General features: G+C 64.3%; 5 protein-coding genes. 2 read left to right on the plus strand and 3 right to left on the minus strand.

The window, feature by feature from the left end; all coding sequences use genetic code 11:
• Window positions 1-21 precede the first annotated feature (21 nt).
• A complete protein-coding gene (locus tag LOY33_RS07180; RefSeq protein ID WP_043864130.1) occupies window positions 22-1,395 on the minus strand; it encodes a TolC family outer membrane protein in 1,374 nt (457 codons plus the stop codon).
• A 510-nt stretch (window positions 1,396-1,905) separates the two neighbouring features.
• On the opposite strand from LOY33_RS07180, the gene LOY33_RS07185 reads away from it, so the two are divergent.
• Entirely contained in the window at window positions 1,906-9,027 is a 7,122-nt protein-coding gene (locus LOY33_RS07185; RefSeq protein ID WP_258662368.1) for a retention module-containing protein, read from the plus strand.
• 124 nt (window positions 9,028-9,151) lie between these two features.
• Here the strand turns inward: LOY33_RS07185 and LOY33_RS07190 are convergent, their stop codons facing one another.
• Complete coding sequence (locus LOY33_RS07190; RefSeq protein WP_258662369.1) at window positions 9,152-9,517, minus strand: YbaN family protein; 366 nt, start codon at window positions 9,515-9,517, stop codon at window positions 9,152-9,154.
• A 10-nt stretch (window positions 9,518-9,527) separates the two neighbouring features.
• Complete coding sequence (locus LOY33_RS07195; RefSeq protein WP_258662370.1) at window positions 9,528-10,115, minus strand: YecA family protein; 588 nt, start codon at window positions 10,113-10,115, stop codon at window positions 9,528-9,530.
• A gap of 245 nt (window positions 10,116-10,360) precedes the next feature.
• Here LOY33_RS07195 and recQ point away from each other — a divergent pair, with 245 nt between their 5' ends.
• Window positions 10,361-12,493: a DNA helicase RecQ gene (gene recQ / locus LOY33_RS07200; RefSeq protein WP_043864126.1), complete on the plus strand. Its 2,133-nt coding sequence runs from the start codon at window positions 10,361-10,363 to the stop codon at window positions 12,491-12,493.
• Window positions 12,494-12,560 lie beyond the last annotated feature (67 nt).

Consider the following 12,560-nt stretch of genomic DNA (forward strand, 5'->3'; position numbering starts at 1 on the left):
TCCTCGGGCGGTCGAACGTGTTCAACGCAGGTCCGGCAGGGTGGCGTCGCTTCTGACTTCGCTGCGTGCAATGGCCTCCGGTGGCAGCGAGATCTTCTGTTTGCTCAGCAACTCGCCCATGTTGGCCAGCACCCGGTACATCGAGAACTCCTCGGTGTAGCGCACTTCGGTGTAGCGACGGTTGGCGTTGTACAGCTCGTTCTCGCTGTCGAGCAGGTCGAGCAGGGTGCGTTGGCCCAGGCCGAACTGATCCTGGTAGGCGGCGCGCACACGGGTGGTGGTGTCGGCGTATTCGCGTGCGGTCGGGGTTTGCAGGCGCGCGTTGGTCATGGCGTTCCACGACAGCGCGAGGTTTTCGTTGAGGGTGCGCAAGGCGTTGTTGCGGATGTCCATGGCCTGGTTGATCTTGTGCGCATCCGACTGCAGGCGGGCCTTGTCGCTGCCGCCCTTGAACAGGTTGTAGCTCATCACCACGCCGGCTCGCCAATCGCTGTTGGCATGCCCGGGTTCACCGGCGATGTTGTTGTTGGCGCCGGTGGCGAGCTCTGCATCCAGGCGCGGGTAGAACGGCGACTTGGCCACTTCGTACTGTTGCTCGGCGGCCTGGATGTCGGCCTGGGCCGACTTGAGGTAGGGGTTGTTCTGCAGCATGGCCTGGCGCGCCTGGGTCAGGTCGCCGGGCATCTCGCCCTTGATCGACACCGGGGTTTCCAGCTCGTCGGGGGCACGCCCGACCACGCTGATGAAGTTGGCTTCGGCATCGGCCAGGTCGACCTGGGCGGTGTACAGGTTGTTGTCGGCCAGCGCCCGGCGTGCGGTGGACTGGTCGAGGTCGGCATTGCTGCCCACGCCGCGCTCGCTGCGCAAGCCGATCTGGTCGTTGACGCGCAGGTGTGCCTGCAGGTTGTTCTTGGCCAGGGTCACCAGCTCGCGGCGCTTGAGCACTTCCAGGTACACCTCGATGGCGCGCAGGGCGATGGTCTCGGAGGTGGCCTGCACGTAGTAGGCGCGTGAATTGACCACGGCCTCGGTGCGGCCCACTTCATTGGCGGTATTGAAGCCGTCGAACAGCATCTGGCGTAGGCGCAGTTCGGACTGGGTGTAGTTCAGGGTTTCCTTGTTGTGATTGCGGCTGCCGTCGGCGTTGAAGCCGCGGGTGTTGGTGTTGTCTGAACGTTCGCGTCCGTAGCCGGCCACCAGGTCGACGGTGGGAAAGTAGCCCCCTCTGGCCACCTTCACATCCTCGTCGGCGGACAGCCGGCTATTGATCCCGGCCTTGTTCTCCGGGTGGTAGTCCACGGCGCTCTGCACGGCTTGTGACAAGGACATGGCCTGCGCGTTGGCACAGATCATGGCGAACAGAATCGCGCTACTGATGGGGGTCAAAACGCGCATGGATGACATCTCCCTGATTTCTTGTGGTCTCTCAATCGCCAAAAAAATGACGAAAAATGGAGGTCAAACCGTTTCAGGCTTGTAACAACAGAGCTAAGAACATTTAACGGCCAACCTAAGAAGTATTTCTCATAACCAATATGCGAAAAAAAACTTATGCGCTGTGCTCAAAGCAAGACATTGTTCTCTTCAGATAGCTCGAAAACAGGCGCAGATGTTGGCCTGTCAGGGCGTCCGATAAAGTTCCTCGTTTTTTGCAGCATTGGGTATGGAGTGAGCGGAGGGGAGGTCAACGCGGCGAAATATGGCGACAAAATTTTGGCTCATGGCCGATTGCCAGATCGCAGCGTGACTTAACCGGAGCATGGGCAGGCCGAATGCATTGATTTCGTTGAGATCGGTGCGTGCGGTCGCAAGGTTGTTCTCCGAGTCGGCCGGGCATTGCCCGCGCCAGGTTTCGCGATACCCCGGCACGTGTTTGCGAAAACCTTCGGCAATGGAGGCATGCTCATGGCTAATTTAATCGGTGTGGTCAGCAAGGTTGTCGGCCAGGTATTCGCGGTAGCGGCCGATAGCGGTCGACGTGCCCTGGTGGAAGGCGACCGCCTTTATGCCGGGGAACAACTGGAAACCGGCGCGGCCGGGGCAGTGGCGGTGCACCTGGAAAACGGTGCCGAGCTGACCCTGGGCCGTGACAGCAGCCTGCAGCTGTCTCCCGACCTGCTGGCCAACCATGCCTCGCACGTGAACGCGCCCGAGACGGTGACGCCCAGCCAGGCACAACTGACCGATGTGGAGAAACTGCAGCAGGCCATTGCGGCGGGCGCCGACCCCAGCCAGGAGGGCGAAGCTCCGGCGGCGGGCCCCGGCAACGGCGGTTCGCCAAGCGCATTGGGCGGCGGCCATTCGTTCGTGCAGCTCACCGAGGTGGGAGGGCACCTGGACCCGGTGATCGGCTTTCCGACGGCGGGTTTCAACAGCATCCCCGAGATTCCCGAACCCTGGATTGGCGCGCGGGGTGATGACCAGGGCCCTGGCGGTTTCGTGCCGCCGGTGATCCCGCCGGTTGAGCCGCCCATCGACCACCCGGTGACACTGGACGGGCTGGAGGTGAATGGCGGTGAACTGACCGTGTACGAGAAGAACCTGGCCGATGGCTCAAGCCCCGATAATGGGGCGCTGACCCAGAGCGGCAGCTTTACCGTGCATGCCCCCGATGGCCTGCACACGCTTACCGTCGGGGGCATCAACGTGGTGATCGGCGGGGTGGTCAGTGGTTTTCCGCAATCGATCACCACGGGGCTGGGCAATACCCTCACCATCACCGGCTACAACCCCGCCACAGGCGTGGTGAGCTACAGCTACACCTTGCTCGACAACGAAGCTCATCCCGCTGGCCAGGGCATCAACAACATCGGTGAGAGCTTCAGCGTGGTGGCCATCGACAGCGATGGCAGCAAGGCCACCGGCAGCCTGGACGTGAACATTGTCGATGACGTGCCGCAGGCCAGGCCCGACAGCGCCTCGGTAGTCGAAGGCGGTACCGTCACCGGCAACGTGCTGCACAATGACAGCCTGGGCGCCGATCGCCCGCCGGTCGAGCACACGGTGGTCGGTGTGCGGGCCGGCTCCGATACCTCGATATCGGCCATCGGCTCGCTGGGCGTGAACATTGCGGGTACCTACGGCACGCTGGTGCTCAACGCCAATGGCGAGGCGGTGTACAAGGCCGACCCAAACGCCGTGCCGCCAGCGGGCGCGACCGATGTGTTCACCTACACCATCCGCGATGCGGACGGCGATGAAAGCACCACGACCATCACCATCAATGTCACCGACAGCAAGCTCGTCGCCTGCCCGGACAGCGTCACGGTGTATGAAAAGGCCCTGGACCTGGTCCAGGACCCGCAAGACCTTGCGCCGGGCACGGTGGTGGGCAGCAACCCGGGCTCGGCGGGCGAGACCGCGACCGGAACGCTGGCCGGCTCGGTCGGTGGTGGCTCCGGCGCGCTGACCTTCACGCTGGTGGGCAGCAGCACCGGCGCCTACGGGCAGATCCAGATCAACGCCGACGGCAGTTACAAGTACACCCTGACGTCCGCGCCGCAGGTGGGCGGTGGCAACGACGGGGCCAATGTGGTCACCTCCGAAACCTTCACCTACAAGGCTACCGACGCGCTGGGCAACAGCGTCACCAGCACCATCGTGATCAAGATCGTGGACGATGTGCCACGGGCTGAGTCGGACAGCACCACGGTGGTGGAGGGCGGTACGGTCACCGGCAACGTATTGGACAACGACACGCTGGGTGCAGACGGTGCAGCCCAGGGCGGTGCGGTGGTGGGTGTACGGGCAGGCTCCGATACCTCGACCTCGGCCATCGGTTCGCTGGGCGTGAGCATCGCCGGCACCTACGGCACGTTGATCCTGAACGCCAATGGCGAGGCGATCTACAAGGCCGACCCCAACTCGGTAGCGCCAACCGGCGCCAAGGACGTGTTCACTTACACCATCCGCGACGCGGACGGCGATGAAAGCACCACGACCATCACCATCAACGTCACCGACAGCAAGCTCGTCGCTTGCCCGGACGATGACATCAAGGTGTACGAGCGCGGGCTGGACCTGGTGCAGGACGCCTGGGACCTTGCGCCTGGCACGGTAGAAGGCAGCGCGCCGACCAGGGCCACGGAAACCTCGGTCGGCAACCTTCAAGGCCGGGTGGGCGGTGGCTCCGGTGCCCTGACCTACAGCCTGGAAGGCAGCGCCATCGGTAACTACGGGCAGATTCAGATCAACGCCGACGGCAGCTACAAGTACACCCTGACCTCGGCGCCGCACATCGGCAACGGTAACGACGGCGCCAACGTCGTGAGCACCGAGACCTTCACCTACAAGGCCACCGATGCGCTGGGCAACAGCGTTACCAGTACCATCGTGATCCATATCGTCGACGACATGCCCATCGCCGAATCGGACAGCGCCACGGTGATGGAAGGCGGAACGGTCACCGGCAACGTGCTGCTCAACGACATCCTGGGGGCAGACGGCGCAGCCCAGGGCGGTGCGGTGGTGGGTGTGCGGGCAGGCGGCGACACCTCGACCTCGGCCATCGGTTCGCTGGGCGTGAGCATCGCCGGCACCTACGGCACGTTGATCCTGAACGCCAATGGCGAGGCGATCTACAAGGCCGACCCCAACTCGGTAGCGCCAACCGGCGCCAAGGATGTATTCACCTACACCATCCGCGATGCGGACGGTGACGAAAGCACCACGACCATCACCATCAATGTCACCGACAGCAAGCTCGTCGCCTGCCCGGACGATGACATCAAGGTGTACGAGCGCGGGCTGGACCTGGTGCAGGACGCCTGGGACCTGGCGCCTGGCACGGTAGAAGGCAGCGCGCCGACCAGGGCCACGGAAACCTCGGTCGGCAACCTTCAAGGCCGGGTGGGCGGTGGCTCCGGTGCCCTGACCTACAGCCTGGAAGGCAGCGCCATCGGTAACTACGGGCAGATTCAGATCAATGCCGACGGCAGCTACAAGTACACCCTGACCTCGGCGCCGCATATCGGCAACGGCAACGACGGCGCCAACGTCGTGAGCACCGAGACCTTCACCTACAAGGCCACCGATGCGCTGGGCAACAGCGTTACCAGCACCATCGTGATCCATATCGTCGACGACATGCCCATCGCCGAATCGGACAGCGCCACGGTGATGGAAGGCGGAACGGTCACCGGCAACGTGCTGCTCAACGACATCCTGGGGGCAGACGGCGCAGCCCAGGGCGGTGCGGTGGTGGGTGTGCGGGCGGGCGCCGACACCTCGACCTCGGCCATCGGCTCGCTGGGCGTGAGCATCGCCGGCACCTATGGCACGCTGATCCTGAATGCCAATGGCGAGGCGATCTACAAGGCCGACCCCAACTCGGTAGCGCCAACCGGCGCCAAGGATGTATTCACCTACACCATCCGCGATGCGGACGGTGACGAAAGCACCACGACCATCACCATCAATGTCACCGACAGCAAGCTGGTGGCCTGCGCCGATACCGAGGTGAAAGTCTACGAAAAAGCGCTGGACCTGACCCAGGACCCGCAGGACCTGGCCCCGGGCACGGTGGTGGGCAGCAACCCTACCTCGCCTGGCGAGACGGGTACCGGCACCCTGGTCGGCTCGGTCACGGGCGGTTCCGGCGCGCTCACCTACACGCTGGTGGGCAGCACTACAGGTGCCTATGGGCAGATTCAGCTCAATGCCGACGGCAGCTACAAGTACACCCTGACCTCGGCGCCGCACATCGGCAACGGCGACGACGGGGCGAATATCGTCACGTCCGAGACCTTTACCTACAAGGCGACCGACCAACTGGGCAACAGCGTCACCAGCACCATCGTGATCAAGATCGTGGATGACGTGCCAAGGGCGGAGTCCGACAGCACCACGGTGGTGGAGGGCGGTACGGTCACCGGCAATGTGCTGGATAACGACACATTGGGGGCAGACGGCCCGGCCCAGGGCGGTGCGGTGGTGGGCGTGCGGTTCGGCGCCGACACCTCGACCTCGGCCATCGGCTCGCTCGGCGTGGGCATCGCCGGCACCTATGGCACCCTCATCCTGCATGCCAACGGCGAGGCCGAGTACAAGGCCAACCCCAATGCGGTGACGCAGGACGGTGCCCAGGACACCTTCACCTACACCATTCGTGACGCGGACGGAGACGAAAGCACCACCACCATCACCATCAATGTCACCGACAGCAAGATCGTCGCCTGCCCCAACAACGAGGTCACGGTGTACGAGAAGGCCCTGGACCTTACCCAGGACCCGAACGACCTCGCCCCCGGCACCGTGACCGGCAGCGACCCCGGCTCAGCGGGTGAAACCGCGACCGGCAGCCTGGTGGGCTCGGTCAGCGGAGCCAGCGGCGCGATCACCTATACGCTGGTGGGCAGCAGCACGGGCGCCTATGGGCAGATTCAGCTCAACGCCGACGGCAGCTTCAAGTACACCCTCACGTCCGCACCCAAAACCGCAGGCGGGCTCAACGACGGCCCCAACGTGGTCACCAGCGAGACCTTCGTCTACAAGGCCACCGATGCGGCCGGCAATTCGACCACCAGCAACATCGTGATCAATATCGTCGATGACGTGCCCACAACGGCCGACGCCGTGCGTTCGACCACGCCGGGGCAGGTGGACACCAACGTCATGCTGATCATCGATGTGTCCGGCAGCATGGCCGACAATTCCGGGGTGCGCGGCCTGTCGCGCCTGGAGCTGGCCAAGGAGGCCATCGGCGCACTGCTGGACAAGTACGACGACATGGGCGATGTGAAGGTGCAGGTCGTCACGTTCTCCACCGGTGCCAGTGATCGCACCGACGTGTGGGTGACGGTGGCCGAGGCCAAGGCCCTGATCAAGGACCTGACCCCGGGTGGCTCGACCTATTACGACTCGGCAGTCAACGTGGCGCAGACGGCCTACCAGACGCCGGGCAAGCTGGAGGGGGCGCAGAGCGTCAGCTACTTCTTCTCGGACGGTGCGCCGACCTCGGGGCATGCCCTGACCGAAACGCGCACCGGCAACTGGGAGAACTTCCTGGGCGACAACGGCATCAAGTCGTATGCGATCGGGCTGGGCAGCGGCGTCAACACCGGCAATCTCAACCCGGCTGCCTATGACGGCAGTACCCACACCAATACCAACTCGGTGGTGGTCACCGACCTGGCGCAACTGGACAACGTGCTGTCGGGCACCGTGCAGGGCGCGCCGATCACCGGCAGCCTGATGAGCGGTGGCGACTTCGGTGCCGATGGTGGCTTCATCAAGTCGCTGTTGATCGACGGCACCACCTACACCTTCGACCCCAAAGGCAACGCCAACCAGCCCAGCTATGCAGCCAGTGGCGGCGCAGACCGCGGCACCTTCGACGCGAGCACCCACAGCATCACGGTCAAGACCGCGCTGGGCGGGACGCTGGTGGTGGACATGGACAACGGCCAGTTCACCTATACGCCGCCCAAGGACAGCGGCAGCAATCAGGTGGAGACCATCCGCTTCGTGGCCAGCGACAACGACGGCGACCTGAGCGGTGCCAACCTGGTGATCAACGTCAACACCAATGCTGCGCCGGTGGCCGGTGCCGATCATGTCATCACCAATATCCTTGCGCCGAGCATCAGCGTGCCGGCCGCCGCCTTGCTGGCCAACGACAGCGACGCCAACCACGATCGCCTGAGTGCGGCGCCGATCACCTTCAACACCGGCTGGACCAAGGGGGCGGATTTCACGGCCGGCAACGGCAAGACGGTCATCACCTTCACCGGCCAGGACGACACGCTGGCCAATCAGGAGCGGGTTCTGGCGCGCAGTGCCTTTACCGGCGCAGCCGGGTCGATGACCGCGGCGCTGGTGGTCAGTGGCTACCTGGGGGCGGTGAGTGCTGCCAATGGCAATGACGAAGACGTGATCAAGGTAAGCCTGCGCGAGGGCGAAACCCTGACCCTGGACCACAACCGCACCGCTGATCGCAACTTGCTGATGCAGTGGAAGGATGAGGGCGGCACCTACCACACCATCGCCGATGGCGGCAGTTTCACCGCCAGCCATGATGGGGTGTACAGCATCCATCTGGTCAACCAGGTCAATGACGACGGCGGCAAGGGCGCAGAAAGCTACCAGCTGAGCATGTCGATCAACTACGCCGGGGCGCATGACTACACGCCCACCTACAACGGCACCTATACCGTCAGCGACGGCCATGGCGGCAGCGCCACGGGGGCGGTGGACATCACCTACCAGGCCGGCAGTACCCTGGAAGGCACCAGCCACGACGACGTGCTGCTGGCCGGGAGCGGTGATGACGTTCTCAATGGCGGTGCAGGCAACGACGTGCTGATTGGCGGCGATGGCAACGACAAGCTCTACGGGGGGGATGGCAACGACCTGTTGATCGGCGGCAACGGCAACGATCTGCTCGACGGTGGCGCTGGCAACGACACCGCCAGCTACGCCGGGGCGAGCGCTGGGGTGACGGTGAGCCTGGCGCTGACCGGTGAGCAGAACACGATCGGCGCCGGGCTCGACAAGCTGGTGTCGATCGAGAACCTGATCGGTTCCGACCACGACGACAAGCTGACCGGCGACGACAACGCCAACACGCTGATCGGCGGCCTGGGCAACGACATTCTGATCGGGGGCGGCGGTGACGATCTGCTGATCGGCGGGCCGGGCAACAATACCCTGACCGGTGGCGCGGGCAGCGATACCTTCCTGTGGCAACAGGGCAATACTGGCCACGACAAGGTGACCGACTTTACCCCGGGTACCGATCGGCTGGACCTCTCGCAATTGCTGCAGGGCGAGAACGCGACGTCGGCGTCGCTGGACGATTACCTGCACTTCACGGTGACGGGCACGGGCAACGGCGTGATATCGACCATCCAGGTGAGTGCGGTGGCCGGCGCGGCGCCGACCCAGACCATCGAACTGGCCGGCGTGGACCTTGCCCATCACTATGGGGTGACGGCGGGCGCGGGTGGGGTCATCTCGGCGGGGGCGGATACAGCCACGGTGATCAACGGGATGCTCAATGATCATTCGTTGAAGGTGGATACGGTGTGACATGAGGCGTAGATGGCGCAGCTGACCTGCCGCTGCCATCGCGGGCCAAGCCCGCTCCCACAAGAGCAATGAAGTAGCTGTGGGAGCGGGCTTGGCCCGCGATGAGGTTGGCGCGTGGTTGCGCCTAGGTACGCTTGCGCAAGGTCTTCTGCCGCGCGATGTACACGGTCACCAGCACCGCACTGGTGAGCATGAACCCGCGTGCCCACGGCAAGGGCACCAGGTAGCACGAAAAACCTATGCTCAGCCACATCAGCCCGATGGCGTATACCTTGGCCTTGAGCGGAATGCCCTCACCGCCCAGGTAGTCGCGAATCCACGGCCCAAGCCGTGGGTGATTGACCAGCCATGCGTGAAAGCGGGGCGAGCTGCGCGCAAAGCAGGCTGCCGCCAATAACAGAAAAGGGGTGGTCGGCAGCACCGGGAGGAAGATGCCGATCACCCCCAGCGCGACGCTGAGCCAGCCGATGGCCAGCAGCAGGTGGCGCATGGATGCAGACTCAGTGGTGGCGAGGCTTGAGCAGCGCAGGTTTCTCGTCCGGGGCATGGCACAGCAGGTACAAGGCCGTCAGCGCCTCGGGGATCTGCACGATCATGTCGTCCATCAGGTTGGCGTCGCTGGCGATGTCGGCGAACTCGGCCTCTTCGTCGAACAGGCCGGAACCGACCATGATCGGCAGCAGCATCTCGCTGACTTCTTCCTCGGCGCTTTCGAACCAGGCCGCTTCACGCAGGAACACCCCTTCCATGAAGCCGATGCACCAGCCGCGCAGCTCGGAGTCGTCCGGCTCGTCGCCAAGGTCCAGGTCGCACGGCAGCTCGAATTCCTCATCGCTGGCCAGTTGGCGGGCGATGTGCTCCTTGAGCTTGATCAGTGTGCTTTCGATTTCTTCGCGCTGGGCCTCGTCCTTGTAGTGCGGCGGCTCGGCGAACAGGGCATCGATCCATTCACGCTCGGGAACGGCTTCGGAGCAGATCGACAGCGCGGTCAGGTAGCCGTGTGCGGCAACGTAGTCCAGCGCTTCTTCGTGCAGCTCGTCAGCGTCGAGGAAGGCTTGCAGGCGGGTTAATTGCTCAGCGAAGGACATTACAGGGCTACCTTGGGAATAAACGATGCTGGAATTCTAGCATCTTGCGGCGCCTGCGAGGCAAAGGATGACGCCTATCGCAGAGCCCCCTGCACGGGCGCCGTGTCCGGTATAATGCCCGGCTTTTGCGCCCGGTCACGCCAGCATGCGGCCCCGGCAAAAGCCGCTTACGCAATTTCAGGTGTGGCGGGGAAGCTTTTCATCCAGCCTGTGGCCAGGATGGTTCTGCGATTTATGGAGTTTTTATGCTCGAACAGGCTCAGCGCGTCCTCAAGGACATCTTCGGCTACGACAGCTTTCGCGGGCGCCAGGGGGCGATCATCGAATGCGTGGCCAAGGGCGGCGATGCGCTGGTACTGATGCCCACCGGCGGCGGCAAGTCGCTGTGCTTCCAGGTTCCGGGGCTGCTGCGCGAAGGCCTGGCAGTGGTGGTGTCGCCGCTGATCGCGCTGATGGACGACCAGGTGGCGACCCTCGACGAGCTGGGTGTCGCCGCGGCTTCGCTGAACTCCACGATGAGCGCCGACCAGCAGCGCGAACTGGCCATGCGCATTCGTCGCGGCGAGCTCAAGATGCTGTACCTGGCCCCGGAACGCCTGGTGCAGCCACGCATGCTGGATTTTCTGCGCAGCCTGGACATCGCGCTGTTCGCCATCGACGAGGCGCATTGCGTGTCGCAATGGGGCCATGACTTCCGCCCTGAATACCTGCAACTGGGGCAACTGGCCGAACTCTTCCCCAACGTGCCGCGCATTGCCCTGACCGCCACCGCGGACATGCGTACCCGCGAAGAGATCGTCACCCGCCTGCACCTGCAGAACGCCGAGCGCTTTCTGTCGAGTTTCGACCGGCCGAACATCTTCTATCGCATCGTGCCCAAGGAACAGCCGCGCAAGCAGTTGCTGGCGTTCCTCAACGAGCGGCGCGGCAACGCCGGCATCGTCTATTGCCTGTCGCGCAAGAAGGTCGACGATGTGGCCGCGTTTTTGTGCGAGCAGGGGTTCCCGGCGCTGCCCTATCATGCCGGCCTGCCTGCCGAGACCCGCGCCAGCAATCAGCGCCGCTTCCTCAACGAGGAAGGCCTGATCATGGTCGCGACCATCGCCTTCGGCATGGGCATCGACAAGCCCAACGTGCGTTTCGTGGCCCACCTGGACCTGCCCAAGTCGCTGGAAGCCTACTACCAGGAAACCGGTCGCGCCGGCCGTGATGGCCTGCCCGCCGATGCCTGGATGGCCTACGGCCTGCAGGACATGGTGATGCTCAAGCAGATGCTGCAGAACTCCGAAGGTGACGAGCGTCACAAACGGGTCGAGCAGCACAAGCTCGATGCCATGCTGGCACTGTGCGAAGAGACCCGCTGCCGTCGCCAGACCCTGCTCAACTATTTCGATGAAGAACTGCCCCAGCCCTGCGGGCACTGCGACAACTGCGTCGACGGCGTGCAGACCTGGGACGCCACCGAGCCTGCGCGCCAGGCGCTGTCGGCCATCTACCGTACTGGCCAGCGCTACGGCGTGGGCCATCTGGTGGACGTGCTGCTGGGCAAGGACAACGAGAAGATCCGCAGCTTCGGGCACGAGAAGCTTGCCGTGTATGGCGTGGGCAAGGCTCGCGCAGAAGGCGAGTGGCGTTCGCTGTTCCGCCAGCTGGTGGCGCGTGGCCTGGCCGATATCGACCTGGAAGGCTATGGCGGGCTGCGCCTGTCCGATACGTGCCGGCCCTTGCTGCGTGGTGAAGTCACCCTTGAGCTGCGCCGCGACCTCAAGCCGCAGACCAGCAGCAAGAGCAGCAGCTCGGGCAGCCCGGCCAGCCAGCTGGTGCGCGGCGAGGAACGCGAACAGTGGGACGCCTTGCGCGCCCTGCGGCGCAAGCTGGCCGAGGAGCATGGCGTGCCGCCGTATGTCATCTTCCCAGACTCGACCCTGCTGGAGATGCTGCGCAGTCAGCCCGGCAGCCTCAGCGAGATGGCCCAGGTCAGTGGCGTGGGGGCACGCAAGCTGGAGCGCTACGGCCAGGCCTTCCTCGAGGTGCTGGGCGGCGCTGCAGAGGCCCCGGCCCCGGTCGCCGACCTGCGCCACGAGCTGATCAGCCTGGCCCGCGCGGGCATGACTCCGCTGCAGATCGCCGGCCAGCTGCAATGCAGTGAAAAGAACGTTTACAGCCTGCTGGCCGAGGCCATCGGTCGCCAACAGCTGTCACTGGAACAGGCGCTGGACCTGCCCGAGGACCTGATGGGCGAGATCCAGGATGCGTTCCTCGACGGCGAAGGCGAATTGCCGCCGGTGTCGGCGATCATCGAGCAGTTTGGCGGACGCGTGCCTGAGGGCGTGCTGTATTGCGTGCGCGCCGCACTGGCGGCCGAGTTCGAGATGTAGAAAGGTTGTTTGTCATCATTTATGACGATTATGCAGCGCCTGCCGACGGCATGAGCCTTGCCTAAGG

The sequence above is a fragment of the Pseudomonas sp. B21-036 genome (genome assembly GCF_024748925.1).
GTDB classification, from domain to species: Bacteria; Pseudomonadota; Gammaproteobacteria; order Pseudomonadales; family Pseudomonadaceae; genus Aquipseudomonas; species Aquipseudomonas palmensis.

What these genes read in the sequence shown, in the direction of transcription:
- LOY33_RS07180 (WP_043864130.1), bottom strand. Translation starts at nt 1,395, where the DNA reads ATGCGCGTTTTGACCCCCATCAGTAGCGCGATTCTGTTCGCCATGATC.
- LOY33_RS07185 (WP_258662368.1), top strand. Translation starts at nt 1,906, where the DNA reads ATGGCTAATTTAATCGGTGTGGTCAGCAAGGTTGTCGGCCAGGTATTC.
- LOY33_RS07190 (WP_258662369.1), bottom strand. Translation starts at nt 9,517, where the DNA reads ATGCGCCACCTGCTGCTGGCCATCGGCTGGCTCAGCGTCGCGCTGGGG.
- LOY33_RS07195 (WP_258662370.1), bottom strand. Translation starts at nt 10,115, where the DNA reads ATGTCCTTCGCTGAGCAATTAACCCGCCTGCAAGCCTTCCTCGACGCT.
- recQ (WP_043864126.1), top strand. Translation starts at nt 10,361, where the DNA reads ATGCTCGAACAGGCTCAGCGCGTCCTCAAGGACATCTTCGGCTACGAC.